General features: G+C 60.7%; 23 protein-coding genes and 1 pseudogene. 11 read left to right on the top strand and 13 right to left on the bottom strand.

Annotated features, from left to right (window positions below; all coding sequences use genetic code 11):
• Positions 1-14: 14 nt before the first annotated feature.
• A complete protein-coding gene (gene hemF / locus PVV54_RS00185) occupies positions 15-926 on the bottom strand; it encodes an oxygen-dependent coproporphyrinogen oxidase (RefSeq protein ID WP_274908041.1) in 912 nt (303 codons plus the stop codon).
• A 134-nt stretch (positions 927-1,060) separates the two neighbouring features.
• Between hemF and PVV54_RS00180 the strand changes: the two genes are divergently transcribed.
• Positions 1,061-2,038: an NADPH:quinone reductase gene (locus tag PVV54_RS00180; protein WP_274908040.1), complete on the top strand. Its 978-nt coding sequence runs from the start codon at positions 1,061-1,063 to the stop codon at positions 2,036-2,038.
• Between the two features lie 62 nt (positions 2,039-2,100).
• Here PVV54_RS00180 and PVV54_RS00175 read toward each other — a convergent pair whose 3' ends face one another.
• The 6 genes and pseudogenes from PVV54_RS00175 to dprA all read right to left on the bottom strand — a co-directional run bounded on the left by PVV54_RS00175 (position 2,101) and on the right by dprA (position 6,130).
• Complete coding sequence (locus tag PVV54_RS00175) at positions 2,101-2,409, bottom strand: Txe/YoeB family addiction module toxin (protein WP_274908039.1); 309 nt, start codon at positions 2,407-2,409, stop codon at positions 2,101-2,103.
• Complete coding sequence (locus PVV54_RS00170) at positions 2,375-2,659, bottom strand: type II toxin-antitoxin system Phd/YefM family antitoxin (protein ID WP_274908038.1); 285 nt, start codon at positions 2,657-2,659, stop codon at positions 2,375-2,377. Before PVV54_RS00170 ends, PVV54_RS00175 begins: the two co-directional genes overlap by 35 nt.
• Before the next feature lie 308 nt (positions 2,660-2,967).
• A pseudogene (locus PVV54_RS00165) lies at positions 2,968-3,276 on the bottom strand (hypothetical protein).
• Positions 3,277-3,737: 461 nt separating this feature from the next.
• Positions 3,738-4,181: a hypothetical protein gene (locus tag PVV54_RS00160; protein WP_274908037.1), complete on the bottom strand. Its 444-nt coding sequence runs from the start codon at positions 4,179-4,181 to the stop codon at positions 3,738-3,740.
• A 256-nt stretch (positions 4,182-4,437) separates the two neighbouring features.
• Positions 4,438-4,995: an L-threonylcarbamoyladenylate synthase gene (locus PVV54_RS00155; protein ID WP_274908036.1), complete on the bottom strand. Its 558-nt coding sequence runs from the start codon at positions 4,993-4,995 to the stop codon at positions 4,438-4,440.
• A gap of 37 nt (positions 4,996-5,032) precedes the next feature.
• Positions 5,033-6,130, bottom strand: coding sequence for a DNA-processing protein DprA (gene dprA, locus PVV54_RS00150; RefSeq protein WP_274908035.1), 1,098 nt, complete (start codon positions 6,128-6,130; stop codon positions 5,033-5,035).
• 207 nt (positions 6,131-6,337) lie between these two features.
• Between dprA and def the strand changes: the two genes are divergently transcribed.
• Genes def through PVV54_RS00125 form a run of 5 tightly spaced genes read left to right on the top strand, consistent with a single transcriptional unit; the run spans position 6,338 to position 10,869 of the window.
• A complete protein-coding gene (gene def, locus PVV54_RS00145; RefSeq protein ID WP_274908034.1) occupies positions 6,338-6,844 on the top strand; it encodes a peptide deformylase in 507 nt (168 codons plus the stop codon).
• Positions 6,845-6,904: 60 nt separating this feature from the next.
• A complete protein-coding gene (gene fmt / locus PVV54_RS00140; protein ID WP_274908033.1) occupies positions 6,905-7,837 on the top strand; it encodes a methionyl-tRNA formyltransferase in 933 nt (310 codons plus the stop codon).
• The gene (gene rsmB / locus PVV54_RS00135) at positions 7,834-9,144 is read left to right on the top strand and encodes a 16S rRNA (cytosine(967)-C(5))-methyltransferase RsmB (RefSeq protein ID WP_274908032.1); all 1,311 of its coding nucleotides are present in this window, start codon (positions 7,834-7,836) and stop codon (positions 9,142-9,144) included. The genes fmt and rsmB overlap by 4 nt, the downstream gene beginning before the upstream one ends.
• A gap of 25 nt (positions 9,145-9,169) precedes the next feature.
• On the top strand, positions 9,170-10,543 hold the full coding sequence (trkA, locus tag PVV54_RS00130; protein ID WP_274908031.1) for a Trk system potassium transporter TrkA: 1,374 nt from the start codon (positions 9,170-9,172) through the stop codon (positions 10,541-10,543).
• An 11-nt stretch (positions 10,544-10,554) separates the two neighbouring features.
• Positions 10,555-10,869 (top strand): tetratricopeptide repeat protein, encoded by a 315-nt coding sequence (locus tag PVV54_RS00125; protein ID WP_274908030.1) that lies wholly within the window; start codon positions 10,555-10,557, stop codon positions 10,867-10,869.
• Positions 10,870-10,979: 110 nt separating this feature from the next.
• On the opposite strand, the gene PVV54_RS00120 is transcribed toward PVV54_RS00125, so the two are convergent.
• Both PVV54_RS00120 and PVV54_RS00115 read right to left on the bottom strand, forming a co-directional pair.
• Positions 10,980-11,867: a lysophospholipid acyltransferase gene (locus PVV54_RS00120; RefSeq protein WP_274908029.1), complete on the bottom strand. Its 888-nt coding sequence runs from the start codon at positions 11,865-11,867 to the stop codon at positions 10,980-10,982.
• A 41-nt stretch (positions 11,868-11,908) separates the two neighbouring features.
• The gene (locus tag PVV54_RS00115) at positions 11,909-12,460 is read right to left on the bottom strand and encodes a DNA-3-methyladenine glycosylase I (RefSeq protein WP_274908028.1); all 552 of its coding nucleotides are present in this window, start codon (positions 12,458-12,460) and stop codon (positions 11,909-11,911) included.
• Between the two features lie 83 nt (positions 12,461-12,543).
• Between PVV54_RS00115 and glyQ the strand changes: the two genes are divergently transcribed.
• From glyQ to PVV54_RS00095, 4 genes are all read left to right on the top strand, one after another.
• Positions 12,544-13,491, top strand: a complete 948-nt coding sequence (glyQ, locus tag PVV54_RS00110) for a glycine--tRNA ligase subunit alpha (RefSeq protein ID WP_027592054.1) — start codon at positions 12,544-12,546, stop codon at positions 13,489-13,491.
• Positions 13,488-15,542 carry a glycine--tRNA ligase subunit beta gene (gene glyS / locus PVV54_RS00105; protein ID WP_274908027.1) on the top strand — a complete coding sequence of 685 codons (2,055 nt, stop codon included), beginning with the start codon at positions 13,488-13,490 and terminating at the stop codon, positions 15,540-15,542. The genes glyQ and glyS overlap by 4 nt, the downstream gene beginning before the upstream one ends.
• A 3-nt stretch (positions 15,543-15,545) precedes the next feature.
• A complete protein-coding gene (gmhB, locus tag PVV54_RS00100) occupies positions 15,546-16,073 on the top strand; it encodes a D-glycero-beta-D-manno-heptose 1,7-bisphosphate 7-phosphatase (protein WP_274908026.1) in 528 nt (175 codons plus the stop codon).
• A 62-nt stretch (positions 16,074-16,135) separates the two neighbouring features.
• Positions 16,136-16,906 carry a lysophospholipid acyltransferase family protein gene (locus PVV54_RS00095; protein WP_274908025.1) on the top strand — a complete coding sequence of 257 codons (771 nt, stop codon included), beginning with the start codon at positions 16,136-16,138 and terminating at the stop codon, positions 16,904-16,906.
• Between the two features lie 169 nt (positions 16,907-17,075).
• Here the strand turns inward: PVV54_RS00095 and PVV54_RS00090 are convergent, their stop codons facing one another.
• Together PVV54_RS00090 and PVV54_RS00085 are read right to left on the bottom strand one after the other, a co-directional pair.
• Positions 17,076-18,695: an MFS transporter gene (locus tag PVV54_RS00090; RefSeq protein WP_274908024.1), complete on the bottom strand. Its 1,620-nt coding sequence runs from the start codon at positions 18,693-18,695 to the stop codon at positions 17,076-17,078.
• Positions 18,696-18,792: 97 nt separating this feature from the next.
• Positions 18,793-20,439, bottom strand: coding sequence for a GMC family oxidoreductase (locus PVV54_RS00085; RefSeq protein ID WP_274908023.1), 1,647 nt, complete (start codon positions 20,437-20,439; stop codon positions 18,793-18,795).
• Positions 20,440-20,558: 119 nt separating this feature from the next.
• Here PVV54_RS00085 and PVV54_RS00080 point away from each other — a divergent pair, with 119 nt between their 5' ends.
• Positions 20,559-21,446 (top strand): LysR family transcriptional regulator, encoded by an 888-nt coding sequence (locus PVV54_RS00080; RefSeq protein ID WP_274908022.1) that lies wholly within the window; start codon positions 20,559-20,561, stop codon positions 21,444-21,446.
• On the opposite strand, the gene PVV54_RS00075 is transcribed toward PVV54_RS00080, so the two are convergent.
• A complete protein-coding gene (locus PVV54_RS00075; protein WP_274908021.1) occupies positions 21,432-22,253 on the bottom strand; it encodes a sulfite exporter TauE/SafE family protein in 822 nt (273 codons plus the stop codon). The genes PVV54_RS00080 and PVV54_RS00075 overlap by 15 nt on opposite strands.
• Positions 22,250-23,521, bottom strand: coding sequence for an NAD(P)/FAD-dependent oxidoreductase (locus PVV54_RS00070; protein ID WP_274908020.1), 1,272 nt, complete (start codon positions 23,519-23,521; stop codon positions 22,250-22,252). The genes PVV54_RS00075 and PVV54_RS00070 overlap by 4 nt, the downstream gene beginning before the upstream one ends.
• Between the last annotated feature and the right edge of the window lie 31 nt (positions 23,522-23,552).

Below are 23,552 nucleotides of genomic sequence, written 5' to 3'. Positions count from 1 at the left end.
GGTTATCCACAGGCTTACTGGCCAAGCCAGTCGCGGTCTTGCAGGTAGTATTCGGTCAAGCGCGCTTCCTCGCTGCCGGGTGCGGCCTTCCAGTCGTAGCCCCAGCGCACTTGCGGCGGCAGCGACATCAGGATCGACTCGGTGCGCCCGCCCGACTGCAGGCCGAACAGGGTACCCCGGTCGTAGACCAGGTTGAATTCCACATAGCGGCCACGGCGGTACTCCTGGAACTCACGCTGCTGGGCAGTGTAAGGCGTGTCCTTGCGACGCTGTACAATCGGCAGGTACGCATCAACAAAGGCATCGCCGATGGCGCGAATGAAGGCGAAGCAGGTGTCGAAGTCCCACTCGTTGAGGTCATCGAAGAACAACCCGCCAATGCCGCGTGGCTCGCCACGGTGCTTGAGGTGGAAGTAGCGATCGCACCAGGCTTTATAGCGTGGGTACACATCGGCACCAAATGGCGCACAAGCCTGCTCGGCGACGCGGTGCCAATGTATGCAGTCTTCTTCGTTGCCGTAGTAAGGCGTAAGGTCAAAACCGCCACCGAACCACCACACCGCTTCTTCGCCTTCCTTCTCGGCGATGAAGAAGCGCACGTTGGCGTGGGACGTTGGCACATGCGGGTTGTGCGGGTGGATCACCAGCGACACGCCCAAGGCCTCGAAGCCACGGCCCGCCAGCTCGGGGCGGTGAGCACTGGCCGATGGCGGCAACCCGGCGCCGAACACGTGGGAGAAGTTCACGCCACCTTTCTCGATCACCTTGCCTTCACCAATCACCCGCGTGCGGCCCCCGCCACCGGCTTCGCGCACCCAGGCATCCTCGACAAAGCGGGCGCCACCGTCCTCGGTTTCGAGGGCAGAGCAAATGCGGTCTTGCAGGTCGAGCAGGTAGGCTTTCACGGCCTCGGTGCGGCTAGTCATCGGGTCACCAGGAACGGGCAGGGAAGAATTCGCCGCGTAGCATACCACCGGCAGGCGGCACGCCGCAGTTGACGGCGATCAGGCAAAGGCGTCCGATAGAAGGCCTTTCCCGATCCCGACAACAGGAGTGCGAGATGGCCAAGCGTATCCAGTTCAGCCAGCATGGCGGCCCGGAAGTGCTGCAGATTGTGGAGTTCGAACCTGCCCCGCCCGGGCCGCAACAGGTGCGAGTGCGTAACCATGCGATCGGCTTGAACTTCATCGACACCTATTTCCGTAGCGGGCTGTATGCGCCGCCTTCCTTGCCCTCGGGGCTAGGTACTGAAGCGGCGGGTGTGGTCGAGGCAGTGGGCGAGGGCGTGACCCGGCTCAAGGTCGGAGATCGCGTGGCCCATGCCGGCGGGCCGCTGGGCGCCTACAGCGAAGTGCACACACTGCCGGAGGCCAACCTGGTCAAGCTGCCTGACAGCATCAGCTTTGAACAGGCGGCGGCGGTGATGCTCAAGGGTTTGACGGTGCAGTACCTGCTGAAGCAGACCTATGAGGTTAAAGCGGGTGACGTGATCCTGTTCCACGCGGCGGCAGGCGGTGTGGGGTCTTTGGCTTGCCAATGGGCCAAGGCGCTTGGCGCCAGGCTGATCGGTACCGTGAGTTCAGCCGAGAAGGCGGAACGGGCCAAGGCACTGGGCGCGTGGGAAACCATCGACTACAGCCGTGAGGATGTTGCCAAACGCGTGCTGGAACTGACAGACGGCAAAAAGTGCCCGGTTGTCTATGACGGTGTCGGGGCCGATACCTGGCTGACTTCGCTCGACTGCCTGCAACCGCGCGGGCTGATGGTGAGCTTTGGCAATGCGTCCGGGGCGGTGAGCGGGGTGAACCTGGGGATTCTGTCGCAAAAGGGTTCGCTGTACGTCACCCGGCCCACGCTGGCGACCTATGCCAACAACGCCGAAAACACCCAAGCGATGGCGAATGACCTGTTTGCGATGATTGCCAGTGGCAAGCTGGTTGTGGATATCCAGCAGCGGTATCCGTTGAGCGAGGCGGCGAAGGCGCAGGCTGAGTTATCGGCGCGACGTACGGTGGGGTCGACTGTATTGTTGCCTTAACGTAATTGGGGCCGCTCTGCGGCCCATTCGCGGGACCAGCCCGCTACAGGGGCGGGAGACGATCAATCATCGTAGTGATATCGACACTGCAATATGGTGAGCCGCCCACCCTCGAAGAAGTAGACCAGCCTGTGTTCGCGAGTAATACGTCGGGACCAGAACCCTGAAAGATCGCCCTTCAGCGGCTCTGGCTTACCCGTGCCTCTGAAGGGAGTACGTAGGCATTCCTTGATCAAGGCATTGACCGCTGCAAACACGTCCGTATCTGCATCTTTCCAATGGCAGTAATCCTCCCAACCTTCCGAAGTGAACGCAACGCTTACTGTGTTACGAGCTTCAGTCTTGTTGCGTTGTTTTGACTTCATGTTCATCTAGGGACAGCTCATGGGTAGCAGCATTACCCGACCGCAACTGATCGATGGACGCACGCAAGCGCTTAGCGTTGGCGGAAGAACTCAGCAGATACAAGGTCTCTTGCATCCCGTTGTAGTCCTCAAGCGAGATCATGACCACCGGCTCACCGCGCTGGCGTGTGATTATCGCGGGTTCATGGTCACGGCATACGTCATCCATTGTCTGCTTCAGGTCGGCGCGAGCCTGGCTAAAAGTCAGTACATGCATTTCATCAAATCCTTCCCAGACTGAGCCTGGAGGTTTCTCTCAACCCAGCGAGGCGGGCTGGGTAATAGGCTTGAAAACATTGTACAAGCCTAAGTACAAACCTCAACCACTCATGGTCGGATACGTTGAGGGCATGAAGCATAAATTGAATGACTTCAAGCGGGGAGGTGATCAGTGTCCATCGTGTCTGTAGGAGATTTCTGCTGAGTATGGTTCTGTGGCCAATAAGCGGGGCAAGCCCCGACCTCGGCAGCATAATTATGAAGCCAACGCCGTTGAGGTGAGGCTTGCCCCGCGAATACGTCCGCTCAGCCAGCAGTGCTGTTTGACGAATATCCGGACTCAATGCCATCCAGCATCGCTTCCACCAGCCCCTCCGCCATTTCGATTGCGTGCAGGTTCGACCAGTACATGCCTCGGCCTTCCTCGCGCAGGTAATCGAGTGCCTTGTAGCCCGTTTCGTAGGCGCTGCGCAGGTAAAGCGCTACGTGGACCAGGGCGTCGGCGGCAGGAATGTCGGGGTTTACGGTGAAGAGTGGGGGATGGCCGGCGTCTCAGCGGCCGAAGGCGCGGGTGGACGTGCAGGGGATGGGTGGATCGGGTACAAGCTTCTTCATCTTTCGCTCCAGTCATAGGAGCTGACACCAAACCGTTACCACACGGAATGGGTGGCAGCTGTACGCGGGGTGGTAAACCGGGCTGGAGCTTCCCCGGCAGGCAAATGCCTCCCGCGTACAGCCACCATAGCGGCTGTATCTCCAGATCACCCGGGTTACCACACCCGATCGCCAAGTTATTCGGCGACGGTCTGAATCCTAGAGACAGGAGTTCCTACTGAGAAGGTGATGGTATTAGATACGGGCTGTAGGAAATTTCCGAAATTCAACCCGCACTGCCATTTGGGCCGAAATCACAAAAACCGCATGCCGCACATAACACCGTTAAGGCGCAAGGCATCGGCTTGACCCAACAGATTCGGAAGCGTAGCCTTTGACACTGAGGTTGTGCTGGTGCGCCGGTTGAGTTTCAAGTTATCCGGGCGAGTGCAGCCTCATCATTCAGGCCGCTTAAGCGGCCTTTATTTTTTGGGTTTGTTTCTATCCCCTTTCGGGATGATGGAATACAGCTCTGCCTTGGGCTTGCGAGCCGTCAGTTCAAAAATCGCCTCATCAAAAATTTCATTGCCATAGCCATCATCACGGGCAATGGTGCTGCGAAGAGCGGTCATGTGCGTAGCATTTTTCCAGATCGACGTCGTCGCCAGTGCCGACTTGATTTGCAAAACCATGTCATCAATGGTGTACCCATCTCGTATTACCCGGCTTCGGTAAGCATGGCTTCCTATGAAAACGATGCCCGGATCCTCCAAGAGCGGCAAATCCTGCGATTCCTTCTGCCTGTTGATAGCTTCGAACTGATCAATGGTGAATGTCCCTATTTCCACCGCCCTGACCCGATGGTTGGACGCAAGCTGCTCAAGATTCGCCCTTATAAGGTACTCGGCATTTTCAAAAAGCGGCATTTCTCCAGAAGCTCCCATGCAACGCATGGTTAGCAAGCTAGAGGCGAGGGTATCTGATGGAAAGGTGATGAATTCGGACGCAGAGAGTAGGAAATTTCTTTATCAGCATGGCGTGCAGCCAAAAGAGTCTGCATACCTCGTGTAGGAGCGGCCTTGTGTCGCGAAAGGGCCGCGAAGCGGCCCCGGCAATTTATGCGTTTGCACTGAAATCTGGGGCCGCTTCGCAGCCCTTTCGCGACACAAGGCCGCTCCTACATCAGCCTGCGCGGACTACTTCGCCAGTGACCAGATCGCGGATCACGCTCGGGTTCTTCCGCCCACCCAGCGCCCCACCGAGCACCAGGTCCAGCTCGCCATGGAAGTATTGCTCCACCCGCAACCGCGTCTTCGCCGCCGGGCGCCCGCCAGGGTTGCATGAGGTGGAAATCAACGGCCCCACCAGCGCGCACAGTTCACGCACCTGCGGGTGGTCGCTGACCCGTAGCGCAACGGTGTCATGCTGCCCCGTCACCCACTCCGGCAACAGGTCCTGGTGCGGCACCAGCCAAGTGTTCGGCCCCGGCCAGGTGGCGCCCATGCGGTCGATCCAGTCTTCAGGGAAGTCTTCGAACAGGAAGTCGAACTGGCGGATGTTGTCGGCAACCAGAATCAGGCCTTTATCCACAGGCCGCGACTTCAGCGCCAGCAGGCGGTACACCGCGTCTTCGTTCCACGGGTCGCAGCCCAGGCCCCAGACCGCTTCGGTCGGGTAGGCGATTACCGCGCCCGCGCGGATTTCACGTGCGGCTTGCTGCACACGCCAACTGCTCACCATTTTTCTCTCCACCAAATATGCCTTGCGCGCAGTTTACTCAGCCCACGCGGGCAAACCAACGCCCGGCTTCATTGCTGACCCGGCCTTCAAGCTCCAGTTCAGTCAGTTGCGCAAGCACCTGGGCCAGCGGCTGTTCGCTGCAATGGGCCAAGGCTTCCGTGGTTTGCGGTGCCGCCAGCAGCAGCGCAAGCAATGGGTGGTCGGGTTTATCCACAGTTGCTGGCGGCAAATTCTTCCAACCCTGGAGCGTTTCCAGAATCTGCTCGACGCTCTCCACCAACAGCGCGCCATCGCGAATCAGTTGGTGGCAGCCCTTGGCGCCAGGATGGTGAATCGAGCCAGGTATGGCATACACCTCACGCCCCTGTTCAGCCGCCAGTCGCGCGGTGATAAGCGACCCACTGGCCAGGCTCGCCTCGACGACCAGCACACCCAGCGACATGCCGCTGATAATGCGATTACGCCGTGGAAAGTTGCCAGGCAGCGGCCCGGCATCCAGCGGATACTCGGAAACCAGCGCGCCACCCAAGTCGAGCATCTGCCTGGCAAGGTCACGATGGCGCTGTGGATAAAGTTTTTGAAGACCGGTACCGAGCACGCCTATCGTAGTCCCGCCAGCCTCCAATGCCGCCCGATGAGCGGCACCATCGATGCCCAGCGCCAGCCCGCTGGTGACCACAAAACCGGCTTGGGACAAATAGCGGGAAAACGCCCTCGCCGTATCCAGCGCGGTGGGTGTGGCACGCCTGCTGCCCACGATTGCGATTTGCGGCCGCTCCAGTAACGCAGGGTTGCCCGCCACGAACAACAGCGGTGGCGCATCATCAATTTCTCCCAATAAAGCCGGGTAACCAGGGCTGTCCCACATCAACAAATGCTGGCCCGGACGCTCTAGCCAGGCCATTGCAGCCAGCGCGCCGTCGCGTACTTCAGCACTTCGCCTGGCATCGATGGTCGCTTGAGGCACCCCCAAGGCACGCCACGCCCCCGCAGGTGCAGTCAGCGCCGAAGAAGCACTGCCAAAGGCTTCCAGCAAGGTATGAAAGCGACGCAATCCTGTTTCCGGAAGGCGATGCAGGCGCAACCGCGCTTCCAGTTCAGCAGGCGGGCAATGCGACGAATGGTGGGTGAGCATGGGGATCATCCTTGATCAAAACAGGGCCATTTACGTGGCACAAACTGTGGATAACTTTGTGGGTAACACTTTGAAAAGCTGTCCATTGATTGGTAGCTATCAAGCCTATAGAGACCCTAGCCGAGCTTTGGCAGGTGCCGAACGCCCCAATTCCCTTTATTATGTGTGCTCAGTTTTCAACCGAACGCACAGTGACTGCCTGACCTTATGGCCATCTTGAACATTCTCGAATTCCCGGACCCGCGCCTGCGCACCATCGCCAAACCGGTGACGGAGTTCGACGACGCCCTGCGCCAGCTGATCGACGACATGTTTGAAACCATGTACGAAGCGCCCGGCATCGGCTTGGCCGCAACCCAGATCAACGTGCACAAGCAGCTGGTGGTCATGGACCTCAGCGAAGATCGCAGCGAGCCGCGGGTGTTCATCAACCCTGTGGTCGAGGAGCTGACCCACGACATGGGCCAGTACCAGGAAGGCTGCCTGTCGGTGCCGGGCTTCTACGAGAACGTCGACCGCCCGTTGCGCGTACGGGTCAAGGCCCTGGACCGTGATGGCAAACCGTTCGAACTCGAAGCCGAAGGCCTGCTGGCCGTATGCGTACAGCACGAGTTCGATCACCTCAACGGCAAGCTGTTCGTCGACTACCTGTCGCAGCTCAAGCGCGACCGGATCAAGAAGAAGCTGGAAAAGCAGCACCGCCAGCAAGCCTGATCCCACCCTTCCAGAAGGCTTGCTCCGGCAAGCCTTTTTCTTTTTTGAAGCGAGAACTCCATGCGCATCGTCTTTGCAGGCACTCCAGAGTTTGCCGCCGAACACCTCAAGGCCCTGCTAAACAGCCCGTACGAGATCGTGGCCGTGTACACCCAGCCCGATCGCCCGGCCGGCCGTGGCCAGAAGCTCATGCCGAGCCCGGTCAAACAACTGGCCGTGGCCCATGACATCCCAGTGTTTCAGCCGCCAACCCTGCGCAATGCCGACGCGCAAGCCGAACTCGCTGCGCTCAAGCACGACCTGATGGTGGTAGTGGCCTACGGCCTGATCTTGCCGCAAGCGGTGCTGGATATCCCGCGCCTGGGCTGCATCAACAGCCACGCCTCGCTGCTGCCACGCTGGCGCGGCGCCGCGCCGATCCAGCGCGCCGTGGAAGCGGGCGATGCCGAAAGCGGCGTGACCGTCATGCGCATGGAAGCAGGCCTGGATACCGGCCCGATGCTGCTCAAGGTAGTCACCCCGATCAGCGCCGAAGACACCGGCGGCAGCCTGCACGACCGCCTCGCCGAGATGGGTCCGCCTGCGGTGGTGCAAGCCATCGCCGGCCTGGCCGACGGCTCGCTGCACGGTGAGGTGCAGGATGATGCCCTTGCCACCTATGCCCACAAGCTCAATAAGGACGAAGCACGCATCGACTGGAGCCGCCCGGCGGTCGAGCTGGAGCGCCTGATACGCGCCTTCAACCCATGGCCGGTGTGCCACAGCACGTTGGACGGGGAAAGCCTGAAGGTACTGGCCGCCAACTTGTCCACAGGCAAAGGTGCCCCAGGTGAAATCCTGTCTTCCAGCAAGGACGGCCTGGTCGTTGCCTGCGGTGACGGCGCGCTGAGCCTGACCCGCCTTCAACTGCCCGGCGGCAAGGCTCTGAACTTCAGCGACCTGTTCAACAGCCGCCGCGAGAAATTCGCCAACGGCAAGGTGCTTGGTCAATGAACCCTCGCCTCGCCGCCGCCCGTGCCCTTGCCGCCGTACTCAGCGGCAAGGCCTCGCTGAACAGCTCGCTGCCGGCGCAACTGGACAAGGTCGAAGAACGCGACCGTGGCCTGACCCAGGACCTGGCTTTCGGCACCGCCCGCTGGCAGCCACGCCTCGACTTGCTGGCCGCGCAACTGCTGCAGAAGCCGTTCAAGGCCGCTGACGCCGACGTGCAGGCGCTGCTGCTGGTCGGCCTTTATCAGCTGTTCTACACCCGCATTCCGGCCCATGCCGCCATCGGCGAAACCGTCGGCTGTGCCGACAAGTTGAAAAAGCCGTGGGCCAAGGGCCTGCTCAATGCCGTGCTGCGCCGCGCACAACGCGAAGGTGAAGAACTGCTGGCAGGTATGGAACGTGACCCGGTAGTACGCACCGCTCACCCGCGCTGGCTGCAAAAGTCGCTGAAGGCCTTCTGGCCCGAGCAGTGGGATGCCATTTGCGCTGCCAACAACGCCCACCCGCCGATGATCCTGCGGGTCAACCGCCGCCACCACAGCCGCGACGCCTACCTGGCACTGCTGGCCGAGGCAGGCGTCAGCGCCAGCGCCTGCCAGTTCAGCCGTGATGGCATCGTCCTCGCCGAAGCCTGCGATGTGCGCGGTCTGCCGGGCTTTGCCGAAGGCTGGGTGAGCGTTCAGGACGAGGCGGCGCAACTGTCCGCCGACCTGCTTGAACTGGCTCCCGGCCAACGTGTGCTCGACGCCTGCTGTGCCCCCGGTGGCAAAACCTGCCACCTGCTCGAAGCCGAAGCCGGTTTGGCCCATGTGGTGGCCATCGACCTGGAAGCCAAACGCCTTACCCGCGTGCGCGAGAACCTCGACCGCCTGCAACTGGACGCCGAGCTGATCGCCTGCGACGCCCGCGACACTGCCAGCTGGTGGGATGGCAAACCGTTCCAGCGCATCCTGCTCGATGCCCCGTGCTCAGCCACCGGTGTAATCCGCCGTCACCCGGACATCAAGCTGACTCGCCAGGCAGACGACATCCCTGCCTTGGCTGCCCTGCAAGGCGAACTGCTCGATGCCCTGTGGCCGACACTGGAAGTAGGCGGCATGCTGCTATACGCCACCTGCTCCAGCCTGCCGACCGAGAACACCGAAGTGATCGACGCCTTCCTCGCCCGCACCCCGAGCGCCCGTGAGCTGGACCTGGCTACCGAAGCCGGTATCCGCCAACCTCACGGCCGCCAGTTGCTGGCCCAGGAAGGCGGCCACGACGGCTTCTACTATGCCAAGCTGATCAAAATCGCCGCCTCGCGCGGTTAAGAACAAGAAGGGTAGGAACTAGCGGATGAAGATCATCATCCTCGGCGCAGGGCAGGTCGGCGGCACGCTGGCAGAGCACTTGGCCAGCGAAGCCAACGACATCACTGTGGTCGACACCGACGGCGAGCGCCTGCGGGATCTGGGCGACCGTCTGGACATCCGCACCGTACAGGGCCGCGGCTCGCTGCCGACCGTGCTGCGCCAAGCCGGCGCCGACGATGCCGACATGCTGGTGGCCGTTACCAACAGCGACGAAACCAACATGGTGGCCTGCCAGGTGGCCTACTCGCTGTTCCATACCCCAACCAAGATCGCCCGGGTGCGTGAATCGGCCTACCTTACCCGCGAAGAGCTGTTCGACAACGACCACATTCCGGTGGACGTGCTGATCAGCCCCGAACAGGTGGTTACCAACTACATAAAACGCCTGATCGAGCACCCGGGCTCATTACAGGTGATCGACTTTGCCGAAGGCAAAGCGCAGCTGGTGGCAGTAAAGGCCTATTACGGCGGCCCCCTGGTAGGCCAGCAACTGCGCCAGATCCGTGCGCACATGCCAAACGTCGACACCCGCGTGGCGGCCATCTTCCGCCGCGACCGGCCGATTACCCCGCGCGGTGATACGGTGATCGAGGCGGACGACGAAGTGTTCTTCATTGCCGCGAAAAAAGACATTCGCGCCGTGATGGGTGAGCTACGCCGCATCGACGAAACCAACAAGCGCGTGGTCATCGCCGGTGGTGGCCAGATCGGCGAACGCCTGGCCGAGGCCATCGAAAGCCGCTACCAGGTGAAGATCATCGAGATGAGCCCGGCCCGCTGCCGTCATCTGTCCGACACCCTGGAAAGTACCGTGGTGCTGCAGGGTAGCGCCTCGGACAAGGACCTGATGCTGGAAGAAAATATCGCCGACGCCGATATCTTCCTGGCCCTGACCAACGACGACGAGGCCAACATCATGTCGTCGCTGCTTGCCAAGCGGCTGGGTGCCCGCAAGGTGATGACCATCATCAACAACCCGGCCTATGTCGACCTGGTGCAGGGTGGCGATATCGACATCGCCATCAGCCCGCAGCTGGCCACCATCGGTACACTGCTGGCGCATGTGCGCCGTGGCGATATCGTCAGCGTGCACTCGCTGCGTCGTGGTGCGGCAGAGGCGATCGAAGCGGTGGCCCATGGCGATGCGAAATCGAGCAAGGTGGTGGGCAAGGCCATCGAGAACATCAACCTGCCACCGGGCACCACCATTGGCGCAATCATTCGCGAAGAAGAAGTGATGATCGCCCATGACGATACGGTGATCGAGACGGGTGACCATGTGATCCTGTTCGTTGTGGATAAAAAGCAGATCCGCGATGTGGAAAAACTGTTCCACGTCGGCTTGACCTTCTTCTAAGGAAAAACGGCATGCGCGAGTCGCTGGAAAAGATGCTGGCCAAGGGTGTGGACAACCCGCTGTTGCGGTTTGGCCTGGGCAAAGCCTGGCTGGATGAGGGCAATGGTGCCGAGGCGGCCGTGCACCTGGCGCGGTGCGTGGAGCAGGACCCGAAGTATTCGGCAGCCTGGAAGCTGTTGGGCAAGGCGCATCAGCAGCAGGGTGACCTTGCGGCGGCGCGCAAGGCTTGGGAGGAGGGGATTGCAGCGGCGCAGGCGCATGGGGACAAGCAGGCCGAGAAAGAGATGACCGTGTTCCTGAAGAAGCTCAACAAAGCTTCAAGCTGACGCGGCCCCTGTAGGAGCGGCTTCAGCCGCGAAGCAGGCAACGCGGTGCATGGCACCGGCTTCGCCGGTGTTCGCGGCTAAAGCCGCTCCTACAAGGAACGGTGAAATGCTCAATACCAGCGCGGCTCGCCAGCCGGGCGCTTTTTGAAGCGCTTCATGCTCCACATGTACTGGCTTGGGTACTCGCGCACATAGCGCTCAACCACCTTGCTCATGGCCGCCGCCGACTCGGTCACATCCGTGCTGTACATCGCTTCAGGCGCCGCTTCCAGAATCACTCTGAAGCCCGAGCCATCCGGCAACCGCAGGGCATGCAGGAAAACGCCTACCGCCTTGCCACCCGCCAACATGTTCGGCACAAACTTGCTGGTCAGCGCCTGTGTACCCAGGAAAGGCACGAACACCCCAGCCGATTCAGCCGGCTCCGGGTCAGCCGGAATACCCACCTGGCCACCACGGCGCACTTCCTTGATCACACTGAGAATGCCTTCCTTGGTCGAAGGCGCCACGCGGTTGCCCATCTGCACGCGCTGTTCGCGCAACAGGTCATCCACGGCTTTGAGCTTTGGCGGGCGATAGAAAATGATCGGTTTGCACTGGTTGCAATAGAAGTGGTTGAGCACTTCCCAGTTACCCAGATGGCTGGTGATGCCGACCACGCCCTTGCCCGAGGCCAAGGCCTGCTCCAGCACTTCCAGGCCATGCACTTCCTTGACCAGCTCCAGCGAACGCTGCGGTGGCCAGATCCAGGCACAGGCGCTTTCGACAAAAGACTTGCCGATGTCCTTGAGTGCACGGCCCACCAACTGCTCACGCTCGGCAGGGTCCATCTCCGGGAAACACTTGGCCAGGTTGATGCGCACGACATTGCGCGAGCCATTGGGGACTTTCCACATCAGCCAGCCTATCCCGGCGCCGACGCGCTGCACCGCGCCCCAGGGCAGCTTGGCAAACAGACGCAGCACCCCGACCATCAGGGCGCCCTTGAACTTTTCCACAGGCGAATTCCTTATTTCAGCAAGGCGGGCATTGTAACCCCTCAGCGCAACAAGGCGGCGTAGCGATCGCAATCGGTGGTGTGGTCCATGACCATGCCGGTGGCTTGCATGAAGGCGTAGCAAATGGTCGGGCCCACAAAGGTGAAGCCGGCCTTCTGCAATGCTTTGCTCATGGCCTTGGCTTCGTCGGTAACGGCTGGGACCTGGCTGCGATCATTGAAGTGATTGATCTTCGGCTTACCGCCGACGAACGACCAAAGCCACTCGCCCGGGTTATCCACAGCCAGCCAGGCCTGCGCGTTGCGCCGGGCAGCCTTGAGCTTGAGGCGGTTGCGGATGATGCCGGCGTCGAGCATCAATTCCTCGATCCGCTCGTCACTCATCTGCGCCAGTTTCACCGGGTCGAAGCCATGCAGCACCTCCCGGTAACGCTCGCGTTTCTTCAAAACGGTGATCCACGACAACCCCGCCTGGAACCCTTCGAGCAAAAGCATCTCGAAGAGCAACGCCGGGTCACGCTGTGGCGTTCCCCATTCCTGGTCGTGGTAGGCCTGGTACAACGGATCGTCGGTACACCAAAAGCAGCGTGGCATAAGGCTCCAATGAGTAGAGGGCGAGGCGAATCAGGTTATACTCCCGCTCTTTACATCCGCATCCCCAGATACAGGTGAATTTCGTGAGCCAGCCTACGCCAGCCGTGCGTACCTTCCAAGACCTGATCCTCGCCCTGCAAAACTACTGGGCAGCTCAAGGTTGTGTGGTGCTTCAGCCCTACGATATGGAAGTAGGCGCCGGCACTTTCCACACCGCTACATTCCTGCGCGCGGTGGGTCCAGAAACCTGGAACGCCGCCTACGTGCAGCCTAGCCGTCGCCCTGCCGACGGGCGGTATGGCGAAAACCCCAACCGCCTTCAGCACTACTACCAGTTCCAGGTGGTGCTCAAGCCAAACCCGGCCAACTTCCAGGAGCTGTACCTCGGCTCGCTGAAAGCCATCGGCCTGGACCCGCTGGTCCACGACATCCGCTTCGTCGAAGACAACTGGGAATCGCCGACGCTGGGCGCCTGGGGCCTGGGCTGGGAAATCTGGCTCAACGGCATGGAGGTGACTCAGTTCACCTACTTCCAGCAGGTTGGCGGCATCGAGTGCTACCCGGTTACCGGTGAAATCACCTACGGCCTGGAACGCCTGGCCATGTACATCCAAGGCGTCGACTCGGTGTACGACCTGGTATGGGCTGACGGCCCGTTCGGCAAGGTGACCTATGGCGATGTGTTCCACCAGAACGAGGTGGAGCAGTCGACCTACAACTTCGAGCACGCCAACGTCGAGAAGCTGTTCGAACTGTTCGACTTCTACGAAAGCGAAGCCAACCGCCTGATCAAGCTGGAACTGCCGCTGCCGACCTACGAAATGGTCCTGAAGGCCTCGCACACCTTCAACTTGCTGGACGCCCGCCGCGCCATCTCGGTAACCGAGCGCCAGCGTTACATCCTGCGCGTACGTACCCTGGCCCGGGACGTGGCGCAAAGCTATCTGCAAGCCCGTGCACGCCTGGGCTTCCCGATGGCCACCCCTGAACTGCGTGACGAAGTGTTGGCGAAGCTGGAGGCTGCACAATGAGTGCTCAAGATTTCCTGGTAGAACTGGGCACCGAAGAGCTGCCACCCAAGGCCCTGGCTTCGCTGGGTGACGCCTTCCTGGCCGGTATCGAGAAAGGCTTGCAGGCCGCTGGCCTGAACTACACCGGCAAGCAGGTCTACGCCGCGCCACGTCGCCTGGCCGTACTGATCCGCCAGCTCGATGTGCAGCAGCCAGACCGCAGCATCAATATCGACGGCCCGCCCATGCAGGCGGCGTTCAACGCAGAAGGCCAACCGACTCAGGCTGCGCTGGGCTTTGCCAAGAAGTGTGGCGTTGAGCTGTCCGAAATCGACCAGAGCGGCCCGAAGCTGCGCTTCTCCCAGCACATCCCGGGTAAAGCCACCGCCAGCCTGCTGCCGACCATCATCGAAGACTCGCTTAACGACCTGCCGATTCCCAAGCGCATGCGCTGGGCTGCCAGCCGTGAAGAGTTCGTGCGCCCAACCCAGTGGTTGGTGATGCTGCTCGGCGACCAGGTTGTGGATTGCACCATCCTGTCGCAGAAAGCTGGCCGTGAATCCCGTGGGCACCGTTTCCACCACCCGGAAAACGTGGTCATCACCACCCCGGCCAACTACGCCGAAGACCTGCGCAAAGCCTACGTGCTGGCAGACTTCGCCGAGCGCCGCGAGCTGATCAGCAAGCGTACCGCCGAGCTGGCCATGCAGCAGGAAGGCACTGCCATCGTGCCGCCGGCGCTACTGGACGAGGTGACCGCGCTGGTCGAGTGGCCGGTGCCGCTGGTGTGCTCGTTCGAGGAACGTTTCCTCGAGGTGCCGCAAGAAGCCCTGATCACCACCATGCAGGACAACCAGAAGTACTTCTGCCTGCTGGACAGCGAAGGCAAGCTGCTGCCACGCTTCATCACCGTGGCCAACGTTGAAAGCCGTGACCCCAAGCAGATCGTGCAGGGTAACGAGAAGGTCGTGCGCCCACGCCTGACCGACGCCGAGTTCTTCTTCAAGCAAGACAAGAAGCAGCCGCTGGAAACCTTCAACGAGCGCCTGAAAAACGTGGTCTTCCAGGCTCAGTTGGGCACTGTCTATGACAAGGCCGAGCGTGTTTCCAAACTGGCTGCCTTCATCGCCCCGCTGATCGGCGGCGACGCCCAGCGCGCTGGCCGTGCCGGCCTGCTGTCGAAGTGCGACCTGGCCACCGAAATGGTCGGCGAATTCCCTGAAATGCAGGGCGTTGCCGGCTACTACTACGCACTGAACGACGGCGAGCCGGAAGACGTCGCCCTGGCCCTGAACGAGCAGTACATGCCGCGTGGTGCTGGCGCCGAGCTGCCGCAGACCCTGACCGGTGCTGCCGTGGCCATTGCCGACAAGCTCGACACTTTGGTCGGCATTTTCGGCATCGGCATGCTTCCCACCGGCAGCAAAGACCCGTACGCCCTGCGCCGTGCCGCCCTGGGCGTGCTGCGCATTCTGATCGAGAAGCAACTGGACCTGGACCTGACCACCGCGGTCGAGTTCGCGGTCAAGCAGTTCGGTGCCAAGGTCAAGGCTGCCGGCCTGGCCGATCAGGTGCTGGAGTTCATCTTCGACCGTCTGCGTGCGCGTTATGAAGACGAAGGCATCGACGTGGCGACCTATCTGTCGGTCCGTGCCCTGAAGCCGGGCTCTGCCCTGGACTTCGACCAGCGCGTACAGGCCGTGCAGGCATTCCGCAAGCTGCCGGAAGCCGAAGCCTTGGCGGCGGTGAACAAGCGCGTGTCGAACCTGCTGAGCAAAGCCGAAGGTGCCATCGCCGAGCAGGTGGAGCCCAAGTACTTCGACAACGCCAACGAGTTCTCCCTGTACTCGGCCATCCAGCAGGCCGACCAGGCCGTGCAGCCGATGGCTGCCGCACGCCAGTACAGTGAGTCGCTGGCCCGCCTGGCAGCCCTGCGTGACCCGGTCGACGCCTTCTTCGAGGCGGTGATGGTCAACGCCGAGGACGCCAAGGTACGTGCCAACCGTTATGCCCTGCTCAGCCGCCTGCGCGGCCTGTTCCTGGGCGTTGCCGACATTTCGCTGCTGGGGTAAGCCTTGAAACTGCTGATTCTCGATCGTGACGGGGTGATCAACCAAGACTCCGACGCCTACATCAAGTCGCTGGAGGAGTGGATCCCGATCCCCGGCTCGATCGAGGCAATCGCGCAGTTGAGCAAAGCTGGCTGGACGGTGGCCGTTGCCACCAACCAGTCCGGCATTGCACGCGGCTATTACCCGCTGGAAACCCTAGACGCCATGCATGCGCGTTTGCGCGTGCTGGTGGCCGAACTGGGCGGCGAAGTGGGCCATATCGTGTATTGCCCGCACGGGCCGGACGAAGGCTGCGATTGCCGTAAGCCCAAACCCGGCATGCTGCGGGCAATCGCCGACCATTACCAGGCCGACCTGCGCGGTGTATGGTTCGTCGGCGACAGCAAAGGTGACCTGGAGGCCGCCCTGGCCGTCGGTGCACAACCCGTGTTGGTGAAAACCGGCAAGGGCGAGCGGACCCTGGAAAAAGGTGTCCCTGAAACTACACTCATTTTCGACGATCTGGCAGCTATCGCCAGAGAACTAATTTAAACGATGCGCCTTCGTTGGCGCATTTTTCTTAGGCGGGCAAGCCCGCAACGGTACATGCCACTATGTCGATCCTGCAGGCGATCAGAATCTTTCTTTTTTACCTGCTGCTGGGCACCAGTTCGCTGCTGTGGTGCTCCCTGAGCTTTTTTGTCGCGCCTTTTCTGTCGTTCCCCAAGCGCTACAAGTTCATCAACGTTTACTGGTGCCGCTGTGCGGTGTTTCTGAGCCGCACTGTTCTTGGCATTGATTACAAGGTCACCGGCGCCGAGAACGTGCCGAATGAGCCTTGCGTGATCCTGTCGAACCATCAGAGCACCTGGGAAACCTTCTTCCTTTCCCAGTACTTTTCGCCACTGAGCCAGGTGCTCAAGCGTGAACTGCTGTATGTGCCATTCTTTGGCTGGGCCATGGCTATGTTGCGGCCGATCGCCATCAATCGCGACAACCCCAAGGAAGCCCTGCGCCAGGTGGCCAGCAAGGGTGACGAGCTGCTCAAGCAGAAGGTGTGGGTATTGATCTTCCCGGAAGGCACTCGCGTGCCATTCGGTACGGTGGGCAAGTTTTCCCGAGGCGGTACAGCGCTGGCGGTGAACGCCGGGCTGCCGGTTCTGCCGATCGCCCACAACGCTGGCAAGTTCTGGCCCAAGGCTGGGTGGGGCAAGCGCCCGGGCACCATCGAAGTGGTGATTGGCAAGCCAATGTACGCAGAAGGGACAGGGCCACGCGCCATTGCCGAGCTTAATGATCGCGCGGCAGCGTGGAACGAAGCCACTCAGCGGGCAATGGGGTCACTGCCTCCGGTGGACGAAAAACCGCAAGAGCAAATTGCCTGACCATCTGTGGATAACTTGTGTGCAATTTTTGGATGAAATGCTTGAAGTCGATGCTAAGTGCATGAATTAGCTATTTATTTCCTTGTATGACATTTTTCTGAAAATCGTGCATAAGTTTTTTCGGGGCATAAAAAAACCGGCTTTTACAGCCGGTTTTTTTATGGCTATCTCAGACCTTGTCGATATCCACGTCTCTGGTTTCCTTGAGGCAGAAGATCCCCACCACCAGGCTGATCCCGGTCACTAACACTGGGTACCAAAGCCCATAGAAAATGTCCCCTGTGTACACCACAAGCGCAAACGATACCGTCGGCAGGAAACCACCGAACCAGCCATTGCCGATGTGATAGGGCAGGGACATCGAGGTGTAGCGGATGCGGGTCGGGAACAGCTCGACCATCACCGCTGCCAGCGGGCCGTAGGTCATGGTCGCGATCAGGATCATCGCCACGATCAGCACCACTACCATCACTTGATTGACCTGCGCCGGGTCCGCCTTCGCCGGGTAGCCAGCCTGTTCAATTGCGGTTCGCATGGCCGCTTCATCAAACCCGTTGATGGACTTGTCACCGATGTTCACCACCACCGCGCTGCCCGCCACATTCACCGAGCTGTAAGGCAGACCCTGTTTGACCAGGAACGTCTTGACCTTGTCGCACGGGCTGTCGAAGCGCGCCTTGCCAACCGGGTCGAACTGGAAGGTGCAGGTTTGCGGATCAGCGGTGACCACAATGGGCGCCTGACGGCTGGCTGCATCGATTTGCGGGTTGGCGTAATGGCTCAAGGCCTTGAACATCGGGAAGTACAGTACCGTGGCCAGCAACAGGCCAAGCATGAGGATCGGCTTGCGCCCGATTCGGTCCGATAGCCAGCCAAAGAATACGAAGAACGGGGCGCCAATCACCACGCTGATGATCAACAGGGTGTTGGCCTGGGCCGGGTCCATCTTGAGCATCTGGGTCATGAAGAACAGCACATAGAACTGCGCTGTGTAGAAGGTGACAGCTTGCCCTGCGTTGATGCTGAAAAGGGCAGTGAGCACGACCTTGAGGTTGGGCCAGGAAGTGAACGATTCACGTATAGGCGACTTGCTGACCTTGCCCTGAGCCTTCATTTTCACGAAGGCTGGCGACTCGTGCATGCTCATGCGGATCCAGGTGGAAATCGCCAGCAGCACGATCGACAGCAGGAAGGGCAGGCGCCAGCCCCACGTTTCGAACTGATCCCCACTGATATAGCGGCTGCCCAATACCACGAGCAGCGACAGCAGCAGGCCGAGTGTTGCCGTGGACTGGATGAAGCCCGTATGGAAACCACGTTTTCCTGGTGGGGCATGCTCCGCCACATAAGTAGCAGCGCCGCCGTATTCACCGCCCAGCGCCAGCCCTTGAAGCATGCGCAGGATCACCAAGATGATCGGTGCGGCAATACCAATGCTGGCGTAAGTAGGTAAAAGACCAACCGCAAAGGTCGACAGACCCATCAGCACGATGGTGATAAGGAAGGTGTATTTGCGCCCGATCATGTCACCCAGGCGGCCGAATACCAGCGCGCCGAAGGGCCGCACCAGGAAGCCGGCAGCAAAGGCCATGAGTGCGAAAATGAAGGCGGTGGTGTCGTTCACACCAGCAAAGAACTGCTTGCTGATGACCGCGGCCAGCGCGCCGTAGAGAAAAAAGTCATACCACTCGAACACTGTCCCGAGGGATGACGCGAAAATGATCTTGCGTTCTTCACGACGGCTGGAACTGCTCGCAGCCGCACCCTGCTCCTGGATGTAATCCGACATCGTTGCTGTCCTCGGCCCGCAGGCCACAGTGATTATTCTTGTTGTTCCACTGTCGGCAGCCTTCGACCGCAAGCTGCCGCTACTGCACGCACCCGGGTCAGGGCGTCGGTATCGCGTCTTCGTTTAAGTAGGTCTGGGTGGCAGCTCCTTTAAGGATCAGTTGTGCCGCTTTTTCGGCAATCATGAGAGTGGGTGAGCAGGTATTGCCGGAAGTGATCTGCGGCATGATCGAAGCATCCGCCACGCGCAGGCCAGGGATGCCATGCACACGCAGCTGGTTATCCACAACGTCCGTATCACCATTGCCCATGCGGCACGTACCGACCGGGTGGAAGATGGTTGTACCGATCTTGCCGGCAGCGTCGAACAGGTCTTGCTCGGTTTGCAGCGCAGGGCCTGGCAGGTACTCCTTAGGTTCGAATGCGGCAAGGGCAGGGGCCTGAACGATGCGACGGGTGAGGCTAATGGCGGCGGCGGCCACACGCAAATCTTGCGGGTCACTGAGGTAGTTCGGGTCGATCCGCGGCGCACTGTTGATGTCCGTGCTGCAAATATCGATGCGCCCTCGGCTGGCAGGGCGCAGGTTGCATACTGAAGCGGTAAAGGCCGGGAAGCGGTGCAACGGCTCGCCGAATCGCTCCAGCGACAGGGGTTGCACATGGTATTGCAGGTTAGGGGTGGCGTACTCCGGGCCTGAACGCACAAAAGCGCCCAGCTGGCTCGGCGCCATGGCCAGCGGGCCGCTGCGGTCGTAGAGGTAGCGCAGGCCCATGCCCACCTTGCCCCACAGGCTGTTGGCCATCTGGTTGAGGGTACGAGTGTTGCGAATTTGGTAGATCAGCCGCAGTTGCAGGTGGTCCTGCAGGTTGCCACCCACGCCGGGCATGTCGTGACGCACGCCAATCCCGAGGCTTTCGAGAAGCTTGCGCGGGCCAATGCCTGAGCGCTGGAGGATGCCGGGCGAACCCACGGCACCCGCGCACAGAATGATTTCGCGACGCGCACCGAACTCATGCCACGCGCCTTGCCACAGGGCTTTCACAGCACGCGCACGGGTATTGTTGAGCAATACCTGATCAACCTGCACACCCGTCAGGACGGTAAGGTTGGGGCGATTCTTGATGGGGCGTAAAAAAGCCTTGGAAGCGTTCCAGCGCACACCGCTTCGCTGGTTGACCTGAAAATATCCACAGCCTTGGTTGTCACCAGTGTTGAAGTCATCAACCTTGCCAATGCCGCTCTGCTCGGCGGCATCGCGGAAGGCATCGAGTATCGGCCAGCTGTAGCGCTGGCGCTCAACGCGCCATTCTCCGGTACTGCCATGGTGCTCGCTGGCGCCGGCAAAGTGGTTTTCGCTTGCCTTGAACAACGGCAGCACGTCTTTCCAGGCCCACCCCTCATTACCTTGTTCGGCCCATTGATCGTAGTCGGCGGCCTGGCCACGCATGTAGATCATGCCGTTGATTGAGGAACAACCACCCAGCACCTTGCCCCTTGGATAACCCAGGCTGCGACCGCCCAACCCCGGCTGTGCTTCGGTTTTGAAGCACCAATCGGTTCGTGGGTTGCCAATGCAGTAGAGGTATCCGACAGGAATGTGAATCCAGGGATAGTTGTCACGGCCACCGGCTTCGAGCAGCAGGACGCGGCAGGAAGGGTCGGCGGAGAGGCGATTGGCCAACAGGCAGCCGGCGGGACCGGCACCTACGACCACGTAATCAAAGACAGAATCGGCTGACGGCATGTGCAACCTCGCGCCTGATTATTGTTCTTGTCGTCCTACATCTTATTGATTATTTTCGCTGTGGAAACACGAGATTTCGCGCAGCTGTTGTGCGTTTTAGCACAGCCACAAGGATCAGCATGTTCGACTGGAACGATCTGCGGTTTTTCCTCGAATTGCAGCGCAGCGGTCGCCTGCTGACTGCAGCGAAGCGCCTCAATACCACTCACAGCACCGTCGCCCGGCATATCGAAAGCATCGAGAAGAGCCTGGGTACGCCGTTGTTTGTGCAACATGCCCAGGGTTACGAGCTGACGCCTTCGGGCCAGGCACTGCTCAAACATGCAGAAGCCATGGAGAATGTCGCCCTGCTGGCGCAGGAAGAAATTACCCAGGCCATTACCCCGCTGGGCAAAATCAGGCTGGGCGTGACAGAAGGCATTGGCATCATGTTCTTCACGCCTCGCATGAGTGAGCTTTTTGCTCGCTACCCGGGGCTGGAAGTGGAGTTGGTGGCCGTGCCGCGGTTCGTGAGCATCCTTAATCGCGAAGCGGAAATCAGCATTCATCTGGAACGGCCGAATGCGGACCTGCTGATTACCCGCAAGCTCACCGATTACCGCTTGGCACTGTATGCCAGCCAAGCCTACCTGGACCGCTCGCCACCGCTGCGCAACCGGGAGGATTTGGCCCGCCACAGCTGGATTGGCTACGTGGACGATTTGTTGTTCAGCCAGGAGCTACTGTTTCTCAACAGTTTCTGCCGGGCACCTAACGTGGTGTTTCGCAGTACCAGCGTGATCGCCCAGCAAACCGCCGCCCGAACCGGGCTGGGAATTGCTGTGCTACCCAACTACATGGCCCGCCACGACCCCACGCTGGTACGCGTACTGCCCAACGAAACCATCCAGCGCAGCTATTGGATTTGCACACGGCGCGAGCTGCACAAGTCGGTGCGCCTTCGGGTTGTCTGGGACTACCTGCTGGCCCTGTGCGCTGCCGAACAGGCGGACTTACTGGCCGAGTAGCGCCTTGCCAGCCAGCAGCACAGCCGCCAACCAGCCCGCCACGGCAAACATCTGCTGCAGGCGTGGCCCGGCCAAACGGGTGGCCATTGGCCGCGCCAGCAATAAACCCACCACCGCGCCAACAGCGAAAGTCGCACCAATACGCCAGTGCATCAGCCCAGCGATGCTGGCGCTGACCACGCTACCCGTGGAAACCAGTGCAATAACCGCCAATGATGTCGAAACAATGCTCGTCATGCGCAGGTTGGTGTAACGGTTTAACGCAGGGATGATGACAAAGCCGCCCCCTACACCGAGCAACCCTGACAGCAGCCCCGCCATCGCTCCCGTGAAGGCCAGTGCGCGTGCGCACGGCAAGGTCCAGCGCAGCCGCCCCTGCAGCGGATTGAGCACACAAGGCTCAATGTAGCGATGGGCCTCGTTGCCTTCCCCGCGCAATGCCTTGGCCGCTTTGCGCCAAATCCGCAAGCAGGCATAAACCAGCACGGCGGCAAAAATCAGTGCCAATGGCGTATTAGGCAAACGATGCGCGAGCATCAACCCCAAAGGTGCGGCAGCTATACCAATGAGCGCAATAAACAATGCAGCACGGTAGCGCACCAACCCCTCACGCAAGCCAAGCACGGCACCTACCGAAGCGGCCAGGCCCACTGCAAGCAAACCGATGGGGGCGGCTTCGACCATCGAAAGCCCGAGCCCAAACACCAATAGTGGCACAGCCAGAATGCCGCCACCCGCGCCGGTCAGTGCCAACACCGCGCCAATGATCGCGCCTAAGCCGGCGCCCAACAATTGATGTTCAATCACTGGCTTGCCTCGTTCGCCAACGGCTTGGGCCGCACCAGCCATTCACGCCCCTTGAGCATCCCATACCAATACAGCGGCGGCAGCAGCTTTGCCTTTAGCAACCACGCCAAACGAGTGGGCTTGCAACCATCGAGTAGCCAGTGCGGAAAACTCGGTGCCACCTTGCCCCCATAGGTGAACTCAGCCAGGACAATCTTGCCTCGCTCGACAGTCAGTGGGCAGGAACCATAGCCGTCGTAGTGGGCAAGCGATTGCAACCTGCCTAAAGCCACCAGCACGTTATTGGCCACCACCGGTGCCTGCTTGCGTGCCGCCGCGGCAGTCTTGGCATTGCTGGTGCTGGCCACATCACCCAGTGCATGAATGTTGCCAAAGCGGCGGTGGCGCAGGGTGTGCGGGTCGACATCAACCCATCCGGCAGCGTCCGCCAGCGGGCTTTGGCGGATGAAGTCGGGGGCTGACTGCGGTGGCACCACATGGAGCATGTCGAAGGGCTCGGTACGCGTTTGCGTGCTGCCGTCAGGCAGCGTGCAAATGAACGTGGCACGTTGGTTGGGGCCATCTACCGCTGTCAGCCGGTGGCTGTAACTGAGGTTAACGCCGTACTTGTCGATGTAACCCATCAGGGCTGGCACATAGTCAGGCACACCGAACAGCACAGCGCCTGCATTGAAGAAGCTAGCCTTGACGGCGCCCAATCGGCCGCTGCGTAACCAGTGGTCACAAGACAGATAGAGTGCTTTCTGGGGCGCGCCAGCACATTTGATCGGCATGGGTGGCTGGCAGAACAGGGCGCGTCCTTGCTTCAGCTTGCGCACCAGTTCCCAGGTGTAGGGCGCCAGGTCAAAACGATAGTTGGAGGTCACTCCGTTACGCCCAAGCGTGTCGACAAGGCCGTCGATGGCCTCCCAGTCAAGCTTGAGGCCAGAGCAGACCACCAACTGTTCATAGGAGATGACGCGGCCGTCTTCGAGGGTTACCGATTGGCCGGATGGGTCAAAGGTTCGCACCTTCGCCTTCACCCAGCGCACGCCGCGCGGGATGACTGAGGCCATGGCGCGAGCAGTACTTGGCGCATCGAATACACCCGCACCAACCATGGTCCAACCGGGCTGGTAGTAATGCACTTCGGCGGGATCGATGAGGGCGATGTCCAGCGACGGTTCACGAGCAATCAAACTGGCAACGGTGGCAATTCCGGCGGCGCCAGCACCGACGACAACCACCTTGTGATGGTTGGCGCTGGCGGGGGGTTGCAAGGCAGGCATGGGATGTTACTTCCTTAAATCTTATGGCGGG

Origin of the sequence: Pseudomonas sp. PSKL.D1, from assembly GCF_028898945.1 — a bacterium.
Lineage (GTDB): Bacteria > Pseudomonadota > Gammaproteobacteria > Pseudomonadales > Pseudomonadaceae > Aquipseudomonas.
Note: the sequence above shows the minus strand (reverse complement) of the source record. Positions and strands in the feature narration are given on the sequence as shown.

Coding starts and splice junctions, on each gene's coding strand:
- hemF (WP_274908041.1), bottom strand. CDS start 926: ATGACTAGCCGCACCGAGGCCGTGAAAGCCTACCTGCTCGACCTGCAA.
- PVV54_RS00180 (WP_274908040.1), top strand. CDS start 1,061: ATGGCCAAGCGTATCCAGTTCAGCCAGCATGGCGGCCCGGAAGTGCTG.
- PVV54_RS00175 (WP_274908039.1), bottom strand. CDS start 2,409: ATGAACATGAAGTCAAAACAACGCAACAAGACTGAAGCTCGTAACACA.
- PVV54_RS00170 (WP_274908038.1), bottom strand. CDS start 2,659: ATGCATGTACTGACTTTTAGCCAGGCTCGCGCCGACCTGAAGCAGACA.
- PVV54_RS00160 (WP_274908037.1), bottom strand. CDS start 4,181: ATGCCGCTTTTTGAAAATGCCGAGTACCTTATAAGGGCGAATCTTGAG.
- PVV54_RS00155 (WP_274908036.1), bottom strand. CDS start 4,995: ATGGTGAGCAGTTGGCGTGTGCAGCAAGCCGCACGTGAAATCCGCGCG.
- dprA (WP_274908035.1), bottom strand. CDS start 6,130: ATGCTCACCCACCATTCGTCGCATTGCCCGCCTGCTGAACTGGAAGCG.
- def (WP_274908034.1), top strand. CDS start 6,338: ATGGCCATCTTGAACATTCTCGAATTCCCGGACCCGCGCCTGCGCACC.
- fmt (WP_274908033.1), top strand. CDS start 6,905: ATGCGCATCGTCTTTGCAGGCACTCCAGAGTTTGCCGCCGAACACCTC.
- rsmB (WP_274908032.1), top strand. CDS start 7,834: ATGAACCCTCGCCTCGCCGCCGCCCGTGCCCTTGCCGCCGTACTCAGC.
- trkA (WP_274908031.1), top strand. CDS start 9,170: ATGAAGATCATCATCCTCGGCGCAGGGCAGGTCGGCGGCACGCTGGCA.
- PVV54_RS00125 (WP_274908030.1), top strand. CDS start 10,555: ATGCGCGAGTCGCTGGAAAAGATGCTGGCCAAGGGTGTGGACAACCCG.
- PVV54_RS00115 (WP_274908028.1), bottom strand. CDS start 12,460: ATGCCACGCTGCTTTTGGTGTACCGACGATCCGTTGTACCAGGCCTAC.
- glyS (WP_274908027.1), top strand. CDS start 13,488: ATGAGTGCTCAAGATTTCCTGGTAGAACTGGGCACCGAAGAGCTGCCA.
- PVV54_RS00095 (WP_274908025.1), top strand. CDS start 16,136: ATGTCGATCCTGCAGGCGATCAGAATCTTTCTTTTTTACCTGCTGCTG.
- PVV54_RS00090 (WP_274908024.1), bottom strand. CDS start 18,695: ATGTCGGATTACATCCAGGAGCAGGGTGCGGCTGCGAGCAGTTCCAGC.
- PVV54_RS00085 (WP_274908023.1), bottom strand. CDS start 20,439: ATGCCGTCAGCCGATTCTGTCTTTGATTACGTGGTCGTAGGTGCCGGT.
- PVV54_RS00080 (WP_274908022.1), top strand. CDS start 20,559: ATGTTCGACTGGAACGATCTGCGGTTTTTCCTCGAATTGCAGCGCAGC.
- PVV54_RS00070 (WP_274908020.1), bottom strand. CDS start 23,521: ATGCCTGCCTTGCAACCCCCCGCCAGCGCCAACCATCACAAGGTGGTT.